General features: G+C 64.7%; 17 protein-coding genes. 5 read left to right on the top strand and 12 right to left on the bottom strand.

Annotation, left to right across the window (positions count from 1 at the left end; translation table 11 throughout):
• Nucleotides 1-4: 4 nt before the first annotated feature.
• The 5 genes from accB to cutA form a co-directional block, all read right to left on the bottom strand.
• Entirely contained in the window at nt 5-472 is a 468-nt protein-coding gene (gene accB / locus KU884_RS17845; protein WP_167783881.1) for an acetyl-CoA carboxylase biotin carboxyl carrier protein, read from the bottom strand.
• A 4-nt stretch (nt 473-476) separates the two neighbouring features.
• Complete coding sequence (gene aroQ, locus KU884_RS17840; RefSeq protein WP_167783880.1) at nt 477-926, bottom strand: type II 3-dehydroquinate dehydratase; 450 nt, start codon at nt 924-926, stop codon at nt 477-479.
• A gap of 180 nt (nt 927-1106) precedes the next feature.
• A complete protein-coding gene (locus tag KU884_RS17835; RefSeq protein ID WP_167783879.1) occupies nt 1107-1637 on the bottom strand; it encodes a TlpA disulfide reductase family protein in 531 nt (176 codons plus the stop codon).
• 21 nt (nt 1638-1658) lie between these two features.
• Nucleotides 1659-3497: a protein-disulfide reductase DsbD gene (dsbD, locus tag KU884_RS17830; protein ID WP_167783878.1), complete on the bottom strand. Its 1839-nt coding sequence runs from the start codon at nt 3495-3497 to the stop codon at nt 1659-1661.
• 6 nt (nt 3498-3503) lie between these two features.
• The gene (cutA, locus tag KU884_RS17825; RefSeq protein ID WP_167783877.1) at nt 3504-3839 is read right to left on the bottom strand and encodes a divalent-cation tolerance protein CutA; all 336 of its coding nucleotides are present in this window, start codon (nt 3837-3839) and stop codon (nt 3504-3506) included.
• Nucleotides 3840-4070: 231 nt separating this feature from the next.
• Here cutA and groES point away from each other — a divergent pair, with 231 nt between their 5' ends.
• The 5 genes from groES (at nt 4071) to KU884_RS17800 (ending at nt 10504) form a co-directional block, all read left to right on the top strand.
• Complete coding sequence (groES, locus tag KU884_RS17820; RefSeq protein ID WP_167783876.1) at nt 4071-4361, top strand: co-chaperone GroES; 291 nt, start codon at nt 4071-4073, stop codon at nt 4359-4361.
• A 57-nt stretch (nt 4362-4418) separates the two neighbouring features.
• Nucleotides 4419-6074, top strand: coding sequence for a chaperonin GroEL (groL, locus tag KU884_RS17815; protein WP_167783875.1), 1656 nt, complete (start codon nt 4419-4421; stop codon nt 6072-6074).
• Between the two features lie 272 nt (nt 6075-6346).
• The gene (glnE, locus tag KU884_RS17810; protein WP_167784334.1) at nt 6347-9211 is read left to right on the top strand and encodes a bifunctional [glutamate--ammonia ligase]-adenylyl-L-tyrosine phosphorylase/[glutamate--ammonia-ligase] adenylyltransferase; all 2865 of its coding nucleotides are present in this window, start codon (nt 6347-6349) and stop codon (nt 9209-9211) included.
• A gap of 92 nt (nt 9212-9303) precedes the next feature.
• Nucleotides 9304-10224, top strand: coding sequence for a branched-chain amino acid transaminase (locus tag KU884_RS17805; protein ID WP_167783874.1), 921 nt, complete (start codon nt 9304-9306; stop codon nt 10222-10224).
• Nucleotides 10225-10246: 22 nt separating this feature from the next.
• Nucleotides 10247-10504, top strand: coding sequence for a zinc-finger domain-containing protein (locus KU884_RS17800; RefSeq protein ID WP_167783873.1), 258 nt, complete (start codon nt 10247-10249; stop codon nt 10502-10504).
• Between the two features lie 120 nt (nt 10505-10624).
• On the opposite strand, the gene msbA is transcribed toward KU884_RS17800, so the two are convergent.
• The 7 genes from msbA to KU884_RS17765 form a co-directional block, all read right to left on the bottom strand.
• Nucleotides 10625-12421 (bottom strand): lipid A export permease/ATP-binding protein MsbA, encoded by a 1797-nt coding sequence (gene msbA / locus KU884_RS17795; RefSeq protein ID WP_167783872.1) that lies wholly within the window; start codon nt 12419-12421, stop codon nt 10625-10627.
• 87 nt (nt 12422-12508) lie between these two features.
• On the bottom strand, nt 12509-13753 hold the full coding sequence (locus KU884_RS17790) for a hypothetical protein (protein ID WP_167783871.1): 1245 nt from the start codon (nt 13751-13753) through the stop codon (nt 12509-12511).
• 120 nt (nt 13754-13873) lie between these two features.
• Nucleotides 13874-14551, bottom strand: a complete 678-nt coding sequence (locus KU884_RS17785; protein WP_167783870.1) for a sulfotransferase family 2 domain-containing protein — start codon at nt 14549-14551, stop codon at nt 13874-13876.
• 39 nt (nt 14552-14590) lie between these two features.
• On the bottom strand, nt 14591-15703 hold the full coding sequence (locus KU884_RS17780) for a glycosyltransferase (RefSeq protein ID WP_167783869.1): 1113 nt from the start codon (nt 15701-15703) through the stop codon (nt 14591-14593).
• A complete protein-coding gene (locus KU884_RS17775) occupies nt 15700-16503 on the bottom strand; it encodes a sulfotransferase (RefSeq protein WP_167783868.1) in 804 nt (267 codons plus the stop codon). The genes KU884_RS17780 and KU884_RS17775 overlap by 4 nt, the downstream gene beginning before the upstream one ends.
• Before the next feature lie 45 nt (nt 16504-16548).
• A complete protein-coding gene (locus tag KU884_RS17770; protein ID WP_254432111.1) occupies nt 16549-17451 on the bottom strand; it encodes a sulfotransferase in 903 nt (300 codons plus the stop codon).
• Entirely contained in the window at nt 17442-18581 is a 1140-nt protein-coding gene (locus KU884_RS17765) for a glycosyltransferase (RefSeq protein WP_167783867.1), read from the bottom strand. Before KU884_RS17765 ends, KU884_RS17770 begins: the two co-directional genes overlap by 10 nt.
• Nucleotides 18582-18642 lie beyond the last annotated feature (61 nt).

Below are 18642 nucleotides of genomic sequence, written 5' to 3'. Positions count from 1 at the left end.
AGCGTTACTGGATCACGAACAGCGGCTGGTCGTACTCCACCGGCTGTCCTTCCTCCAGCAGGATGGCGGCGACGGTGCCCGCCTTGTCCGCCTCGATCTGGTTGAACATCTTCATGGCCTCGATGATGCACAGGGTGTCACCCACCTTCACCTGTTGGCCCTCTTCCACGAAGGTCTTGGCGCCCGGGCTGGGCGCGCGGTAGAAGGTGCCCACCATGGGGGCGCGCACCACATGACCGTCCGGCAGCGCATCCTTGGCTGGTTCCTCCGCAGGCTCCGGCACGGCCGCCTGTTGCGGAGCAGATGCTGGCGCCGGGGCCGGTGCCTGGGGTGCTGCCGCCTGGATCTGCGGCGGTGCTTCCGGCGCGCCACGACTGATGCGCACCGACTCTTCGCCTTCCTTGATCTCGATCTCGTTGATGCCGGATTCCTCCAGCAGCTCGATCAGGCGCTTGATCTTGCGAATGTCCATGTGGTTATCCCGCGTTGTCTGTGATGTGTCCGAGCGCTGCCTGCAGCGCCAGCTCGTAACCGCGAGCCCCGAGGCCGCTGATGACGCCCACGGCCACATCCGACAGATAGGAGTGCTGCCGGAAGGGCTCGCGGGCGTGCACGTTGGACAGATGAACTTCGATGAATGGGATGCCGACCCCGAGCAGGGCGTCACGCAATGCCACGCTGGTATGGGTCAGGGCCGCCGGGTTGATGATGATGAAGCCGGTGCCGTCGGTGCCGGCCCGGTGCACCCGATCCACCAGTTCCCCTTCGTGGTTGCTCTGCATGCAGGCCAGTTCAGCGCCGGCGGCGCGGGCCTGTTCGGCCAGCCGCCGCTCGATGCCTGCCAGTGTCTCCGTGCCGTACAGGCCGGGCTCCCGCTGGCCCAGCAGATTCAGATTGGGCCCGTTGAGCACCAGAATGGAAGCCATCCGTTCCCCCGCTGACGGTGTGCTCCTGCGCCGATCACGACGTTCGGCCGGCGGAATCCGATTCGGCCGGGGAGCAATGGGGCGGATTGTGAATCAATGGCGCCCGTGTGTCCACGAGATCCGGCGTATTTTGCGATTTTCGACGCAGTTCCCGGTTTTTCCCCGCGGCGCGGCTGCAACCTATTCGAGGTACTCCCTCAGGACCGGTTCAAACTCTTCGCGGGTCACTTCCCGGGGGAAGCGGTGCAGGATCTCACCGTCGCGGCCAATGATCACCGTGTAGGGCAGGGTTCCCAGTTCGTTGCCGTAGGCCTCGTTGATGTCCATGGCGTCGTTGACGCCGTACAGGCTGGGGTAGTTCATGTCGAGTTCATCATAGAACTCCCGCGCGTCCTCCAGCCGGTCGATGGCCACGCCGACGAACTGCACCCCCTGGTCCTGGTACTCCTCCTGCAGTGCCGTGAACACCGGGATCTCCTTGACGCAGGGCGGGCACCAGGTGGCCCAGAAGTTCAGCACGATCAGGTCGCCATCCCACTCCGTGATGCTGCGCGGTTCGTCGTCGAGATCCGGCAGCGTGAAGGCGGGGCGAATCTCCGGCTGGAACCAAAGCTGCCAGGTGGCGACGCCGCCGCCGGCGGCGGCCAGGCCGATGACAATGGCTGCGATGAACAGCCAGCGGTGGCTGCGGGGTGTGCTGGTCTCAGGCATGGTTTATCAGCGGTCAGTGGTTCAAGGTTGGCTGTTGCCGTAAGCGTTGCGGGTACGATCGACAAAATCGTCGGGGGACAGGAAGCCCACCACCCGCTGCTCACGGTGCTCATTGCCATCAGTGTCGTAGAACAGCACCGCCGGCGGCAGGAAGACGTCCAGGGTCTGCAGGAGCTCGCGGTGGTCGTCGTTCATGGCGGTGACGTCAACGCGCAGGAGCTGCTTGTCGGCCAGCGCTGCGACCACGTCCGGGTCCGGGAAGGTGCGCTCTTCCAGTTGCACGCAGTAGACACACCAGTCGGCGTAGAAATCCACCACCGTGGCCTGCCCGCGGGCGCCGGCTTCGCTGATGGCGGCCTCGAGCTCGCCCAGGCTGTCCACGTCCTCCCACCCGGCTTTCTGTTGCTCGGAAGAGGCTGGCGCCCCCTGGGTCAATGGCTGCAGCGGTTGCCAGAAGCGGGAACCACCGGCTGCGGCCCCCAGCAGCAGGGCGATACTCCAGATCACCAGCAGTACACCGGCAAACTGCTGACCGCGGCGCAGCAGGCCGGCGTCGCCGTCGCTGCGGTCCAGCACACCCAGCCACACGGCGACGCCGACGAGCAGCACGGCCCAGAGGCCGAGGGTGATGGGGCCGGGCAGGAAACGGTCCACCATCCACAGCGCCACGGCCAGGAAGACGACCCCGAAGAGCTGCTTGATGCGCACCATCCAGAGGCCTGAGCGCGGCAGCCAGCGGCCAAGCGCGGTGCCGACTACCAGCAGGGGAAGGCCCATGCCGTTCCCCATGGCGAAGAGCGCCAGGCCACCCACCAGGGCGTCCCCGGTGTTGCTGATGAACACCAGCGCGGCGATCAGTGCCGGTCCCGAGCAGGCACCCACGATCAGGGCCGAGAGAATCCCCATGACGCCGGCACCAAGGAAGCTGCCGCCACGCTGACGGCGGGACATGGCGTCGAGCCGCGTCTGAATGCCCGCCGGCATGCGCAGGTCGTAGAGCCCGAACATGGCCAGGGCCAGCAGAACGAACACCGCGGCGAAGCTGCCGAGCACCCAGGGGCTTTGCAGGTCCGCCTGGATGGCGGCGCCGGTCATGCCGGCGGCGGCGCCGGCGATGGCATAGGTGATGGCTGTCGCCTGGATGAACACCAGGGACAGCCAGAAGCCGCGGGTCGCACTGCGCCGTTCGCCTTCGCCGGCGATGAGCCCCGAGAGGATAGGGATGAGCGGGTACATGCAGGCGGTGAACGCCAGCAGCAGTCCGGCGACGAAGAAACCGCCAAGGATCAGCCACAGGTTGCCGCCGGAGAGGAGCTGGCTGAGCGGGTCGCCACCCCCCGCGGCTGGCGGGCCGCCGCCCCCGGCGCCCGCGCCGATGCCGGCATCACTGACACCGCCGGCGAGGGAGAAGTCACTGGACAGCGGCGGGTAGCAGACCCCGGTGTCTTCGTTGCAGCCCTGGTAGTGGGCGGTCAGGGTCAGCGACTCGCCGGCGGGCTTGTCGAGACGCAGGTAGACCTCCACCGGTTCGTAGTAGACCTCCATGCGCCCGAAGTTCGGGTCGTCCACCACATGGCCCTCGGGCAGCTCGAAGCCGGCGATGTCGTTGTCGCTGTCCTGGAGCTCGAAGTCGAAGCGGTCACGGTAGAGGTAGTAGCCTTCAACGGTGTCCCAGCGGGCGACAATGACGTCCTCGGCCACCAGTTCCGCCGAGAACGGGAATGCTTCCTCCGGCGGCAGCAGCCCGCCGCTATTGCCGCCACCGCCGAACAGTCCGGCCAGTCCGCCACGTTCCTGCGCCGCAACAGGCGTGCTGAGCAGCAGTGCCAGCAGGCACAGGAAGACAAGCGCGCGCTTCATCCTTTATTAGTCCCTGTTTCCGCCATCCGTCTGATAGGTCACCCAGGCCAGGTAATCGTTCAGCCCCCGCGTCACAGGGACCGCGATGATCTCCGGAAGTTCGTCCGGGTGCAGTCGCAGGATGGTCTCCTCCAGCCGCCGCCAGGCGACCCGGGTGGTCTTCATGATCAGTAGCGTCTCCGCGTCCCGGTGCACCTCGCCCTTCCAGGCGTACACGGACGTGAGGCCGGGGACAATGTTGGCGCAGGCGGCGTGGCCGTCGCCGATCAGGGTCTCCGCGATCTCGCTCGCTACCTCGGGGTTCGGGCAGGTGCAGAAAGCCATCAAGTGTTCGCTGTCCATGTTCTGTCCCTCCTCAGCAGGCCGTGTTTCCGGTGTGGCGTTGAATTGTACCAGTGCAGCCCCCATCACTGCGCCACCAGCCAGCTAGAGGTATGCCGATGCGCCGGGCGCAGCCCGAACCCTTGACTGACTGGCAGTCGTGATTATCATTAGCACTCACTTGGATAGAGTGCTAACAACACTAGGTAGGCAAACGGGCATTCGCCCGCCAACTCATTAGGAGAGAGGTCGATGAATATCCGTCCTTTGCATGATCGCGTGATCATCAAGCGTATGGAAGAAGAGCGCACCACGCCGGGTGGCATCGTGATCCCCGACAGTGCCGCCGAGAAGCCCATCAAGGGTGAAATCGTGGCCGTCGGCAAGGGCAAGGCCCAGGACAACGGTGAGGTCCGCCCGCTGGACGTGAAAGTCGGCGACAAGGTGCTGTTCGGCAAGTACGCCGGCACCGAGGTCAAGGTCGAGGGTGAAGACCTGCTGGTCATGCGTGAAGAAGACGTCATGGCCGTGATCGAGGGCTGAGGCGAGACGCCGCCACCCGTATTACCGGATAACGCAGCGCAAGAGGAATAACGAACCATGGCAGCAAAAGACATTCGTTTCGGTGACGACGCGCGGCAGCGCATGATGCACGGCGTGACCACCCTGGCCAACGCCGTCAAGGTCACCCTGGGCCCCCGCGGCCGCAACGCCGTGCTGGACAAGAGCTTCGGTTCTCCCACCGTGACCAAGGACGGCGTGTCCGTGGCCAAGGAGATCGAGCTCAAGGACAAGTTCGAGAACATGGGCGCGCAGATGGTCAAAGAGGTCGCCTCGCAGACTTCTGACGTCGCCGGTGATGGCACCACCACCGCCACCGTGCTGGCACACGCCATCCTGCGCGAGGGCATGAAGGCGGTGGCCGCCGGCATGAACCCGATGGATCTCAAGCGTGGCGTGGACAAGGCCGTGACCGCGGCCACCGGGGAGCTGCGCAACCTCTCCAAGCCCTGCGAGGACCGCAAGGCCATCGCCCAGGTGGGCACGATCTCCGCCAACTCCGACAGCGCCGTGGGCGAGATTATCGCCGAGGCCATGGAGAAGGTCGGCAAGGAAGGCGTCATCACCGTTGAAGAAGGCTCCGGCCTGGAGAACGAGCTCGATGTCGTGGAAGGCATGGAGTTCGATCGCGGCTACCTCTCCCCGTACTTCATCAACAACCAGCAGAGCATGAGCGCCGAGCTGGATGACCCCTACATCCTGCTGTGCGACAAGAAGATCTCCAACATCCGCGAACTGCTGCCGGTGCTGGAGAACGTTGCCAAGGCCAGCCGCCCGCTGCTGATCGTGGCCGAGGACATCGAGGGCGAAGCCCTGGCCACGCTGGTGGTCAACAGCCTGCGCGGCATCGTCAAGGTGGCCGCGGTGAAGGCGCCCGGCTTCGGTGACCGTCGCAAGGCCATGCTGCAGGACATCGCCGTTCTCACCGGCGGCACGGTGATCTCCGAGGAAGTGGGCCTGAGCCTGGAGAAGGCTACCCTGGACGACCTCGGTTCCGCCAAGCGGGCCAACATCACCAAGGAAAACACCACCATCGTCGACGGCTCCGGCCGTAACGAGGACATCAAGTCCCGTGTCGACCAGATCCGCGCGCAGATCGAGGACGCCACCTCCGATTACGATCGCGAGAAGCTCCAGGAGCGCGTGGCCAAGCTGGCCGGCGGTGTGGCCGTGATCAAGGTCGGTGCCGCCTCCGAGACGGAGATGAAGGAGAAGAAGGCCCGCGTCGAGGACGCCCTGCACGCCACCCGCGCCGCGGTGGAAGAGGGCATCGTCCCCGGTGGCGGTGTCGCCCTGATCCGCACCATCAAGGCGCTGGAAGGCCTGAAGGGCGATAACGCCGATCAGACCACCGGCATCAGCATCGTGCGCCGTGCCATCGAGGAGCCCATGCGCCAGATCGTCGGCAACGCCGGCATCGACGGTGCCGTGGTGCTGCACAAGATCCTCGAGAAGGAAGGCAACTTCGGCTATAACGCCCAGACCGACGAATACGGTGACATGATCGAGTTCGGCATTCTCGATCCCACCAAGGTGACGCGTACTGCTCTGCAGAACGCCGCCTCGGTCTCCGCGCTCATGATCACCACCGAGGTGATGATCGCTGACCACCCCGAGGAAGATAAGGGTGGCGGTGACGACATGGGTGGCATGGGCGGAATGGGCGGCATGGGAGGCATGGGCGGCATGATGTAAGCCGCTCGGCGCCCAGCGCCCGTAGCCCTGAAAGCCCCGCTCCGGCGGGGCTTTTTTTTGCGCGCGGCGACCACGCCACCCGTCACTGCGAGGAGCGAAGCGACGCGGCAGTCCACGTTTCTACCGGTGTCGCTGGCGTATTCCCCGCCCAAGGGTGGATTCCCCTGCAGTCGGGCCAGTACGATCCAGGCATGGAGCCGCCGTCTCCTGCGCACCCCGACCCAACCAGGAGTCCGTCCGTGAGCCAGACCCGAGAACTCATCGACCGCGCCATGTCCCGCCTGCCGCAGAACCTGCGCAAGCAGGTGGCCGAGTGGCTGGCGGACTATCAGGATGTGGGCGAGCTGCCGGACTCCGACCTGGCCTTGCAGTCCCTGCCGACGGTCTGGGCATGCAGTCCCTTTGTTGCCGCCGCCTGCATGCGGGATCCGGACATGCTCGCGGAACTGGTGGCCAGCGGGGATCTCGAGCGCCACTACGACGACGGCGAGTACGCTGCGCGACTGACCGGGCAGCTCCGCGATGTTGCCGATGAGGATGCACTGAACGGCGCCCTGCGCCGGTTCCGACGCCGGGAGATGGTACGCATCGCCTGGCGTGACCTGGCGGGCTGGGCCGGGTTGCAGGAGACTCTCCGCGAACTGTCCGATCATGCCGATGCCTGCATTGACGGTGCGCTGGCCTGGCACCGGGCCTGGCTGGAGGAGCGGCACGGGACGCCGCGGGATGCCAACGGCGAACCCGTGGGGTTCTATGTGTTGGGCATGGGCAAGCTCGGGGGGCGCGAGCTGAATTATTCCTCGGATATTGACCTGATCTTCGGCTTCACCGAACCGGGTGAGACGGACGGCGAGCGCAAGCCGCTGGACAATCAGCAGTTCTTTACCCGCCTGGGGCAGAAGCTGATCAACTCCCTCAACGCCCGCATGGTGAGCGGCTTCGTTTTCCGCGTTGACATGCGCCTGCGCCCCTACGGCGATTCCGGGCCACTGGTGATGCACAGCGATCAGCTGGAGACCTATTACGAGTCCCAGGGCCGCGAGTGGGAGCGTTACGCCATGATCAAGGCCCGGGTCGTCGGTGGCGACCAGGAGGCGGGCGACGCGTTGCTCAAGGCCCTTCGCCCGTTCGTTTACCGCCGCTATCTGGACTACGGGGCGCTGGAGTCCCTGCGCGAGATGAAGGCCATGATCGCCGCCGAGGTGAAACGCCGGCGCCTGGAACACAACATCAAGCTCGGCGCCGGTGGCATCCGCGAGGTGGAGTTCGTCGGCCAGGCCTTCCAGCTGATCCGCGGCGGCCGCGAGCGCGGTCTGCAGGAGCGCAGCATCATCCGCGTACTGGAATACCTCGGGCAGCATAATGAACTTCCCGGGTTTGCCGTCCGCGAACTGCTGGAGGGCTACGAGTTCCTGCGGCGCACGGAGAACCGCCTGCAGGCCATTAACGACAAACAGACCCATGAGCTGCCGGAAGAAACGCTGGAGCAGCAGCGCATCGCCTACGGCATGGGCTTCGATCGCTGGGAAAGCTTCAAGGAACGCCTCGACACCGTCCGCCGGCATGTTCATGACCACTTCGAGCAGGTCTTCGCCGCCCCCCAGGCCGAGCATGACGGCGGCGGCACCGACGACGAGGTGGACATCGGCGACGTCTGGGGCCAGGCCGTCACCGGAGAGCGCGCCACCGAAGCGCTCCAGGCCAACGGTTTCGCCCGGCCCGCGGAGTCCCTCGAGCGCCTGGAGGCATTCCGCAACGGCTCCCATTGCCGCGCATTGACGGAAACCGGCCGCGGCCGACTGGATCGCCTGATGCCTCTGATGCTGGGTGCCACCGCCGCAGCCGAACGCCCGGATGCGACTCTGGCGCGGGTGCTGGACCTCCTGGAGGCCATCGTTCGCCGCACGGCCTATCTGGCCCTGCTGGTGGAGCATCCCATGGCACTGTCCCAGCTGGTGAAACTGTGCTCGGCCAGCCCCTGGATCGCCCGCCACCTGGCCCGCTACCCCATGCTCCTGGATGAACTGCTCGACCCGCGCACCCTGTATGCGCCCCTGCGGCGCCAGGCGCTGGCCCAGGAGCTGCGCGAGCGGCTGGACGCCTATCCCGGTGACGACCTGGAGCAGCGCATGGAGGTGCTGCGGCAGTTCAAGCAGGCCAATACCCTGCGTGTCGCCGCCTCGGACGTGGCCGGCGTGACGCCGCTGATGGTGGTCAGCGACCACCTGGTGGACATCGCCGAAGTCGTGCTCAACGAGGTGCTGGATCTCGCCTGGAGTCATCTGGAATCCCGGCACGGCAAACCCACCTGCGTGGTGGATGGCGAGACCTGTCACCCGGGGTTCGCCATCATCGCCTACGGCAAGCTCGGTGGCCTGGAACTCGGCTACGGGTCGGACCTGGACGTGGTCTTCGTCCACGACAGCCGCGGCGAGCGGCAGGTCACCGATGGCGAACGCCAGGTGGACAACAACGTCTTCTTCATGCGGCTCGCCCAGCGCATCATTCACATCCTCGGGGCGACCATGGCGGGCGGCGTGCTCTACGAGGTGGATACCCGTCTGCGGCCCAGTGGTCGCGCAGGGCTGCTGGCGACCAGCCTGGACGCTTACCACGAGTACCAGCGCGAGCAGGCCTGGACCTGGGAACATCAGGCCCTGGTGCGGGCACGCTTCGTGGCCGGGTCACCGGCGCTGGGGGAGGGATTTGACGCCATCCGCCGGGAGCTGCTCACCCGGGAGCGCGACCCCGACAAACTTCGCCGTGAAGTGCGCGACATGCGCGAGCGCATGCGGGAGCAGAAGGGCAGCAAGGACGCGACGGCGTTCCACATCAAGCAGGACCGGGGCGGTATCGCGGATATCGAATTTATGGTGCAATATGGCGTCCTGTTGGGCGCTGCGCGTGCGCCCCGACTTTTGCGGTATACCGATAACATCCGTCTGCTCGGCGAACTCAGCGATGCGGGCTGGATGACGCAGGACGACGCGGGATTGCTGGTCGACGCCTATCGCACCTACCGCTCAAGGGTGCATCACCTGACACTGCAGGAAGAGCCTGCGGTCGTGCCGGAGGAGACCTTCCGGGAACTCAGTGGCGAAGTCGCCGCGATCTGGCATCGCGTCATGGATGATTGATACACGGCCGGCGTCGCCACGGCGCCAGTGCCGATAGACTAACGCTATCCCGCCCTTCAGGCGCGGGCAGAACAGTGCGAGGAGATCCGCCAATGGGCATGGATGATCGCGACGGCATCATCTGGATGGACGGGGAACTGGTCCCCTGGCGCGAGGCAAAGGTGCACGTGCTTACCCACACGTTCCATTACGGCATGGGCGTGTTCGAGGGCATCCGCGCCTACAGGACCGAGCGCGGCACCGCCGTCTTCCGCCTGCGCGAGCACATCAAGCGCCTGTTCGACTCCGCCAAGATCCTCGGCATGACGATTCCGCAGACCCCGGAGGAGATCACCGAGGCCAGCGTTCAGTGCATTCGCGAAAATGGCCTGGATAGCGCCTACATCCGCCCCATGTGTTTCTTCGGTTCCGAGGGCATGGGCCTGCACGCGGATGGTCTGAAGACCCATACCATGGTGGCCACCTGGGAGTGGGGGGCGTACCTCGGCGCGGAGAACATCGAACGCGGCATCCGCATCAAGACCGCCTCCTTTGCCCGGCATCACGTTAACTCCACCATGTGCCGCGCCAAGGCGAATGGCAATTACATCAACTCCATGCTGGCGCTCAAGGAAGCCACCGACGCCGGTTTCGACGAAGCGCTGCTGCTGGACACCGACGGCTACGTGTGCGAGGGCTCCGGCGAAAACTTCTTCATGGTCCGCGACGGCGTGCTCTACACGCCGGAGCTGGCTGCGGCCCTGGAAGGCATCACCCGCGACACGGTGCTGCAGCTCGCCCGGGATATCGACCTGCCCGTGCGCGAGAAGCGCATCACCCGGGACGAGGTCTACACCGCCGACGAGGCCTTCTTCACCGGCACCGCGGCGGAAGTCACGCCCATCCGCGAACTGGACAACCGCACCATCGGCAACGGCAAGCGCGGGCCGATCACCGAGCGGCTGCAGTCCATGTACTTCGACCAGGTCGAAGGGCGCCGCGACGCCTACGACGAGTGGCTGACCTTCGTCTGAACCGACACCGGGAGGAACGACCGTGGCCGACCCACAGACCCACGACCGCAACGACCTGATCCAGCCCAACGCCGAGAACCGTTACGAGGTGACCAAGGCGGATCTGCCGCTGTCGTGCCCCATGCCGGGCATGTACCTGTGGAATTCCCACCCCAAGGTCTACCTGCCCATCCACGAAACGGGCGAGTCCAAGTGCCCCTACTGCGGCGCCGAGTTCGTCCTCAAGGGTTTCGACCGAAACGACCCGGAAATCGAACGACTGGGGCGGCGGGACGCCTGACCGCGTTCCTTAGCCCGCGTAGGGCGGACCTTCAGGTCCGCGGTCAACAAACATCCAACCCAAGCCGGCTTAACGAAGCGTGAATGGCGGACCTGAAGGTCCGCCCTACAGGGCTTTTCCCTACGCCTCCTGAAACTGCTGCCCATGCAGGAACGCGTAATGCCCGTTGCGGGCGAGCAACTCCGCATGGGTTCCCGTCTCCACGATCTGCCCCCCGTCCAGCACCACGATCCGATCCGCATCCTCGATGGTGGACAGCCGATGCGCAATCACCAGGGTGGTCCGCGATTTCATCAGCCGATCCAGCGCGTCCTGGATCATCTGCTCCGACTCCGAATCCAGCGCCGAGGTGGCCTCGTCGAGAATCAGGATGGGCGCATTCTTGATCAGCGCCCGAGCAATGGCCAGCCGCTGCCGCTGGCCGCCGGAGAGCATCACGCCATCGTCGCCGATGACGGTATCGAACCCGTCCGGCAGGGCCTCGATGAAGTCCAGCGCATTCGCTGATCGTGCGGCTTCCTCAAGCTGCTCCCTCGTTGCCTTCTCCGGCATGCCGTAGGCGATGTTGTTCGCCACCGTGTCGTTGAAAAGCACCACCTGCTGGGTGACCAGGGCGATCTGGTTGCGCAGATCCTTCAGCCGGTACTCGTCGATGGAGCGGCCATCCAGCCGGATCGCGCCCTCCGTGGGCTCGTAGAACCGCGGCAGCAGACTGGCAATGGTGGACTTGCCGCTGCCGGAACGCCCGACCAGGGCGACCGTCTCGCCAGGCCGGATCTCGAAGGAGATGTCGTCAAGCACCCATGTCTTGCTGGCCTCATAGCGGAAATAGACATGGTCGTAGATGACGTGCCCGCTGGCTCGATCCAGAGGCACATCCCCGTCGTCGCGTTCTGAGGGGACATCCAGCACTTCGAAGAGGCTTTCGCCGGCGGCAATGGCGCGCTGGATCTCCGAGTTGACCTTGACGATCTGCTTGAGCGGGTTCAGCAGTAGCGTCATGGCCGTAATGAACGATAGCAACCCGCCGGGGCTGATGGTTTCCATGACTGCTTCACTGGTCGTGATGAAAAGCACGAACGCCAGGGCCATGACGGCGACCAGTTGCACCAGTGGCTGGCTCATGGCCTTGACGGCCGTGTAACGCAATTGCTGGTGTTTATGCCGATCGTTGATGCGCCGGAAGCGCTCACTCTCGTAACCTGCGGCGCCGAAGACCTTGACTTCCGCGTGGCCGCGAAGCGTGTCCTCGGCCACCTGCCCGATCCCACCGATGGCATTCTGCATCCGCGTCGCGATCTTGCGGAATCGCCGATTGGCCCAGAGGATGATGCCTCCCACCAACGGTGTGACCACGAAGAAAACCAGCGCCAGCCAGCCGCCCAGCCAGACCATGTAGGCAATCAGGAAGATGACCGTAAAGGTGTCCCGGATGAGCGTGACCAGCGCCTTGGAGGCGGCATTGGCTACCTGCTCCACGTTGTACGTGAGCTTGGCCTTGAGAAAACCGAGAGATCCCTTGTCGAAGAAAGAACTTGGGAGTTCCAGGTACTTGCGGAAGACATCCAGCCGCATGTCCGCGACCACGTTACGGCCCACCCAGGCCACGGTGTAGTCGGAGGCGAACATGCTCAGTCCGTGGAACAGGAAAATACCCACAATGGCCGCAGGCACCCAGATTCGTGCCTGGGGATCCTGCTCGATGAACGTACCGTCCACCAGGGGCTGCACGATCCAGGCGAACGCGGCGTTGCCTGCGGCAGCCATGATCATCGCTATCACGGCGATGATCGCCAGGCGCCAGTATGGTTTGACGTAGACCAGGATGCGCCAGTAGATGTTGACTGACTCCGCCGCCAGCAGCTGCCGCCCGCCGGCGCCCTTGATCTGCCGTTTCGCTTCGTGTTCTGTGGACATCCTGCCTCGGGGTCGCGGTGTGAATCGCGGAACGTGGGGTATGTTACGCGGCCCGCCTTGCTCATGCCATTGAACCAATGGCTTCGGTCAGCCGATGAGTTCCCGCCGGATCTCCGTAACTGATCGACCCAGTTTCGTCCCGAGGTCCTGGAACAGAGGAATGTGGTGCGGGAAGGCTGGCGCTCCGCGCCAGGGTGCTTCCAGGCGTAGTCCCTGGACATCCAACAGGATGACCTTTTCGCCGTCCCAGCCAAGCCCATTCAGCTCCAGGCAACGGTGGGGCATTCGCGCAGTTGCCAGGGATTCCAGGAGGTCTCGACATTGGCGCATTACTGTGTCACCGGCGATAGAGCCGGTGTCCAGGGCGTCAGCAAGGCTCTGCCGTGCACGCGCCTGAAAGACAACACGACCGCTTCGGGCGAAGGGTCCCGCCGCGGCCTGGAAGAATCCAATGGGCGGTTCCACCGGCAGTCGCAGCCGCGCGGCGACCGCCGCACGGTACCAGACCGCTTGCGGTGACCGACCGTTGCGGAGGCGTTCAAAGGCGGACCCGGTGTGGTGTTGCACTCGGCCTGGTCCCACGCACAGCGTGTCGGCTTCGGTCTGCCATCCCAGCGACGAATCTTGACCGCTATGGCGTCCCGGGTCCGCCGTGAACCTGCGTAGCCGCAGGCGCTGTTCGGGATCCATATGGCGGCCATGGGCGACAAGCAGGGTCCTGGAATCCCGCTCGCGGACAAAATGTTTCCAGCCACCGAGCTTGCGGCGACTGACCTGCTCGCCTACGTGCCGACGATGCACCTGTACTGCGGAGACGAAGGCGCGCGTCCCGGCAGCGCTGGCGGGCTGACCTCGCAGTTGCCAGTAATCCCGCCACCCGCGGCGGACTTCGCCTTCGCTGAAGTGCGTCTTGGAGCCGTAGAGGCGTCGCAAGTTGTGTCGTGTTCGGCGATAGGACAGCGGTGCTGAATACTGGCGCACCCGGTCACCGTCGATGGAGTACAGCACGTCGTCTCGTGGTATGAAGTTGGCCCAGTTCAGGTCGTTCTGGACCACGCCGGCTTCGTGATGCGTGACAAGTGTCCGCAGCAGTAACTCGTGGACGTGTGCCGGTAGCGGATTGCGTAAGGGCGGCCAGGCGCTGTCGGCCTCGATCCAGTCCACTACGGTGAGCCAGGTGCGTGTGCCGCGTTCGAGCCCGGCATACCGCACGGCCGGGCTTGGAATACCCGCACGCTGGAGGATCCGCGCGCCCCGTGCGCCGCGCCACCATTCCCAAGCCGTGCGTAAGGGCCGGAGGTAGAACTTGGCGACCACCGGCTGACCGTTCATGGAGCCACGGTATAGAGCCCGCTTCCCAGGGTACTGGTGGATCAGATGACCGGTGTGAAGCGCTCCATGGCCTCTGAGATCGAACCGGCGGTGAGCGAGCGCCTCCGTATCCATGGCCTGTCAGAGCGGGCCGTCAGCGCCGTCGAACGTATAGCCGAGGATCTCGAGATCCCGCCGGTAGTGGTGAGCAACGAGTTCGGCTAGCTCGTCGGTGTAGTAGCTGCGGTAGTCCCGACGGTCTTCCGCGCGCCGCAGGTGAGGCAGTTCCGGTGCGGGAATCCCGATGCGCTGGCAGATGGAGCCGAAGTCCGTCTGCAGGTTCTCGTAGCGCCCGATGAAATCGACGATGACGTTGCCCTGAAGGTCGACCAGGTACTCGTGCTGCAGCTCCGCCGAGATGTCCAGCATGAAGTCGTAGTCACGCTCCGGGTCGAACTTCAGCTTCAGGAAGTCCTCGAAACTCGTGACGCCCGCAAGGACCTCCGGTTTCTCCCGGTGGATGTGGTGGTAGGAGCTGACCTGCAGATCCCAGGGGTTTCGCACGATGGCAAACTTGAAGAAGCCCTGGTAGACATCCGTGGGTAGCATCTCGAGTGCGGCCACGGCCTTGGCGTGCCGCGGGAACTTCAGGCCAAGCTTGTGGCGTGGGCGGGTTATCTGATTGGCGAGGCTGGCCAGCCCCAGGGGAACGCTGTACCAGCCGCCCCAGCGGTAACGGCGCAGGGCCGCGCGAACACTCGTTCCCCCGGTTTTCGCAATGTGCACGAACAGGAAATTCCTGCTGTAGGAGATCAGCATCCCGCCTCCAGGGACCGCGTTCGGCGCCAAAGGGCGTGATTATACCTGATAGCCCAGGGTCTCCAGGTAGTGTCCCGCACTCACGGGTACCCGGTAATCTGCCACCGCCTTCCGTAGCACCGAGCCGTCAGGCGGAGCCTCCAGGGTGCGCAGCATCGCAGCCGCGAGTGCGTCCGGGTCGCCCACGGGCACAAGTGGCGCAATCCGGCCACGGTCCGTTATTTCTCCTGGCCCGCTGGGGCAGTCCGTGGCTATAGCTGGCGTGCCAAGCGCCATTGCCTCCACCAGTGCGTTCGGCGACCCTTCGTAGCGCGACGAGAGCACGTACAAGGACGCTCTGGCCATCCATGCGTAAGGGTTGGCCTGAAAGCCCGGCAGGTGCACGGCGTCGCTGATACCAAGCCTCGCGCAGAGCCCTTGTAGTGCCTGGCGTTGCGGCCCTTCGCCGAGAATGATGAGCCGGGATGCCCGCTGCTGACGGACCATCGCGAAGGCCTGGATGAGGGTGGTGAAGTCCTTTTGTTCCGCGAGCCGCCCCACGCCAAGGATCACCGGTTTTGTCGAGTCCGCTTGCAGCCAGGGGTGATCCACCGGGGCGGCGGCGCGCGTGTCCAGATCATCGGGGATGGACGGATTGCGGATCACGGTGAATCGATCCCGGGGCATGCGGCCGATGGTGGACAGATCATCGGCCACCGCCTCGCTTACCGTGACGATGCGGTCCGCCCAGGGATAGAACCAGCGGACTGGCAGGTACCGTGACCACCGCCGCAACGCACTCTTTCCTGCGAGGGAACCGCTCAGGTGCATGCCCATGCGCAGAACCAGGCGCGTGTCCACGCGCGCGATCCGGCGTGCGATAAGGGCAATACGGCTGGCCCGGTCCTTGGCGACCAGCATGGCTTTCGGTCGGGTCAGGCGCAGGTAGCGGACCACTGCCGGCAGGGCAAACAGGGACGTGCTGACATCCAGTCGCACGACGTGCACCTCGGGCGGAATCCGTTCCAGGTGGCCCCCCCGGGCCTTCAAGAGGATGAGATCCACCTCCACCCCCGCGGCGACAAAACCGTGCAGCAGGTTGGTGATCATGTTCTCGACGCCCCCGTCTCCGGTAAAGGCGACCAGAACGGCAAGGCGGTCCGGCGCAGTCATAACCCCCAGCGGCGGGCCTTGGCCTCGTTGGCGATCCGGCCCGGCAGTGCGATGAGCTTGATGATGGTCTGCATGTAGTCCGGCAGTGCGGTCTTCCAGCCGTCATCGGGCCTGATGGTGCTGCCCTCGGTCTTGCGCAGGACGTCCGCCGCGCCGATGTTGTGGTGCGGGATGTCAGCCCACTGCAGTTGCTGTGGCTCGAACTCCAGCCCGATACGTTGCATGAGCTTGCGCAGTTCGCCCTCCGGATCTGCAGCCAGTGTCTCGTAGTCCACCACGATGTGCGGCTTGTTGCGCAGCAGGAAGTAAAGCCGCAGGGAGCGATGGCTGTACGTGAAGGTCGGGATGTACCTCTGCCCCTTGCGTTTGCGGATGGATTGCGCCCTGCCGCGCGCGTCACGGTGGACGTGGATCGGAATGACGTCGATATCCGGTGCGTCCATGAGGCGTTTTAACCGCACCACCGACTTGGAGTTGTCCGTGACGTACTCGACCCCGGCTGCTTCGGCCGCCGCCTCGAACACTGCCCTGTTTTCGGAGCGGAAACTCGCTTCGTCGCGTGCATGGACGTCGGCGGTCTCAAGGTTGCGCCCGTTCTTTTCGCTAAGCCGTTGGTTCGCGTCCGACCAGAACTTGCACTCCCAGAAGCTCGGTGCGCCACAGGGACACGGGTGCTTCCGCGCGTAGTGAGCGAGCCGGCGTACGCCGCCGAGGGCACGAATGTTGCTATGCGAGTCCAGGAGAATATCCAGGAGCGTCGAGCCGCTACGGCCCATGCCCACCAGATAGATGACCTTCATTGCAGTTGTCCTTTGGTTGTGCGAGGGCAAACGGTATCGGCGCCGTTAATTGCGAGCATTGTAACCGAGCGCTTCCAATGTCTCGCGCCGCGAATCGGCAAAGTCGATAAGTTCCGGATCGTGCTGATATGCAAACATGCGGTTGGGGCGGAAATACTCTGCCTGTCGACGGATCTCGGAGTGGTCAGCTCGGAGTTCGCAGAATTGAACGATGTTACCGAGGTGGTGTTCCGGGTTGCTCAGGAGGTCTTCGTAGCGCAGTTCCAGTGCGCCATCGCCGAGTGACCGGGTATGTGCGCGTGCGCGCTCCGTGTAGGCCTTCCAGAGATCAAGGCCGTAACCCAGGTCGTCGACACTTGCGGCGTGGGCGAAGCCACTGCGTTTGGGCGCCAGGGGATTGTTGACGTACAACCAACGGCGACGCCGGTAACGGTCCGCCGCCGCGTTGAGGGCGGTCCTGTGGCGTACCCTGAGGCTTTCCGCAACGTCGACGCCATGGCGTGTGATATGCAGCACTCGCGCGTTCGGGAATATCTCCAGCCAAAGGGGTAACGTGTAGGTGTTGCGTGGGTCTTTCCAGCCCCACGCGTGCGGCTGGTGGTGCATCGAACGATGCCGAAGCCAACGCGTCCATCCGAGATAACCAATGCTTGCCGGTCCGTCTGTAATCCCGCCGAGGTAGTCAACGGCGAGCTGACGGATACGCTGATCCGTAAGGATGGTATCGACGCCGGACGGCCGTTCCCAGGTCGCACTCGCCTGGTCGAACACCCAGTAGTTGAGGGCGTTCATCCATCGGCATTCCTCGTTTCGGGTCGTGTTGCGCCCCATGAAGAAGCCGAAGCCCTGCAGGATCCGGGTGAGCATGCTGGTGCCTGCGCGATGCATGCCGATGACGATCACGGGCGGCCGGGAGCGGTTGTTGTTGGATGAGGTGTTCAAGGCCAAGGCGTACTCCTTGGGGGATCGTCTCCCTCCTGGTCCAGCAAGACGCGCAGATACGCACGCGTGCTTGTTTCCACCCGGTACTCGTGTACCGCTTCTATCAAATCTCTCCGTGTCGGAGGGGACCGGAGGACGTCTTCGATGCCCCGGGCGACGGCATCCACGTCACCCATGGCGACCAGCGGCGCCAGACGTCCGTTCTGCAGCAGTTCACTCGGGCCACTCGGGCAGTTCGTTGCCACAACCGGGGTGCCAAGTCCCAGGCTTTCGGCAAGCACCACCGGCATCCCCTCCCAGCGTGAGGTCAGGACGAACACCCCTGCCTTGCCCATGTAGGCATACGGGTTCGACACGAAGCCCGGCATGAACACGTCGTCCCCGAGCCCCTCCGCCGCCGCAAGGCGTTCCAGTTCCCTGCGCTGGGGACCCTCGCCCAGGATGACGAGTCGGCAGCGACGCTGCCTGCGAGCCAAGGCCACCGCTCGAATGAGTGTGCTGAAGTCCTTGCGGGCGGACAGGTGCCCCACCCCTAGGACGTAGGGGATGCCGTCGTTCCACGGGAGGGCCGGTTCCTGGGTTGCCAGCGCATCAAGTTTCTCGGTCAGGACAGGGCTCTTCAATACCCGAATGCGGGAGGCGGGGAGCCCGAAAACAGTCACCAGGTCATCGGCGACGCCCTGGGAGGGGACGACGATCCTGTGGGCGCGCCGGTAGAACCGCTGGATGGAGAACCGTTGTGCCCAGGCCTCCAGGCGGTTCTTGTCGCGCAGATTGATCGAGACCGTTGTCCCGAGCCGGACAACGTTCCGGGTTGATACACGGGCAAGCATGGTTGCCCAGATCGCAGTGCGATTCACACGATCCTTGTCGGACAACAGCGCTTGAGGGCGTTCGCGACGCAGATACCGGGCCAGGCTGAGAAGGCTGGTGTTGGCGTGGCGACGGCCGAGAGGAATGATCCTGACGCCTTCAGGGAGCTCGGTGAAGTAAGGTCCGTGCTCTTCCACCCGCAGGATGTCGACACGTGCCCCCTGACGGGCCATCTCGGGAATCATGTTGACCATGATCCGGTCGACCCCGCTGTGGCCTGATGTTGCCAGAAAGACGGCGATGTGCGGGCTGTCGTCGGTCATTCCGTTCCCGCGGGCGTGGGGCAGACGTTGTGCGTGTTCTCCGGAGCCTGGCCTGCTAGGC

The sequence above is a fragment of the Aquisalimonas sp. 2447 genome (genome assembly GCF_012044895.1).
Taxonomy (GTDB): Bacteria; Pseudomonadota; Gammaproteobacteria; order Nitrococcales; family Aquisalimonadaceae; genus Aquisalimonas.
This window is presented reverse-complemented; position numbering and strand designations above follow the sequence as displayed.

What these genes read in the sequence shown, in the direction of transcription:
- accB (WP_167783881.1), bottom strand. Translation starts at nt 472, where the DNA reads ATGGACATTCGCAAGATCAAGCGCCTGATCGAGCTGCTGGAGGAATCC.
- aroQ (WP_167783880.1), bottom strand. Translation starts at nt 926, where the DNA reads ATGGCTTCCATTCTGGTGCTCAACGGGCCCAATCTGAATCTGCTGGGC.
- KU884_RS17835 (WP_167783879.1), bottom strand. Translation starts at nt 1,637, where the DNA reads ATGCCTGAGACCAGCACACCCCGCAGCCACCGCTGGCTGTTCATCGCA.
- dsbD (WP_167783878.1), bottom strand. Translation starts at nt 3,497, where the DNA reads ATGAAGCGCGCGCTTGTCTTCCTGTGCCTGCTGGCACTGCTGCTCAGC.
- cutA (WP_167783877.1), bottom strand. Translation starts at nt 3,839, where the DNA reads ATGGACAGCGAACACTTGATGGCTTTCTGCACCTGCCCGAACCCCGAG.
- groES (WP_167783876.1), top strand. Translation starts at nt 4,071, where the DNA reads ATGAATATCCGTCCTTTGCATGATCGCGTGATCATCAAGCGTATGGAA.
- groL (WP_167783875.1), top strand. Translation starts at nt 4,419, where the DNA reads ATGGCAGCAAAAGACATTCGTTTCGGTGACGACGCGCGGCAGCGCATG.
- glnE (WP_167784334.1), top strand. Translation starts at nt 6,347, where the DNA reads ATGTCCCGCCTGCCGCAGAACCTGCGCAAGCAGGTGGCCGAGTGGCTG.
- KU884_RS17805 (WP_167783874.1), top strand. Translation starts at nt 9,304, where the DNA reads ATGGGCATGGATGATCGCGACGGCATCATCTGGATGGACGGGGAACTG.
- msbA (WP_167783872.1), bottom strand. Translation starts at nt 12,421, where the DNA reads ATGTCCACAGAACACGAAGCGAAACGGCAGATCAAGGGCGCCGGCGGG.
- KU884_RS17790 (WP_167783871.1), bottom strand. Translation starts at nt 13,753, where the DNA reads ATGAACGGTCAGCCGGTGGTCGCCAAGTTCTACCTCCGGCCCTTACGC.
- KU884_RS17785 (WP_167783870.1), bottom strand. Translation starts at nt 14,551, where the DNA reads ATGCTGATCTCCTACAGCAGGAATTTCCTGTTCGTGCACATTGCGAAA.
- KU884_RS17780 (WP_167783869.1), bottom strand. Translation starts at nt 15,703, where the DNA reads ATGACTGCGCCGGACCGCCTTGCCGTTCTGGTCGCCTTTACCGGAGAC.
- KU884_RS17775 (WP_167783868.1), bottom strand. Translation starts at nt 16,503, where the DNA reads ATGAAGGTCATCTATCTGGTGGGCATGGGCCGTAGCGGCTCGACGCTC.
- KU884_RS17765 (WP_167783867.1), bottom strand. Translation starts at nt 18,581, where the DNA reads ATGACCGACGACAGCCCGCACATCGCCGTCTTTCTGGCAACATCAGGC.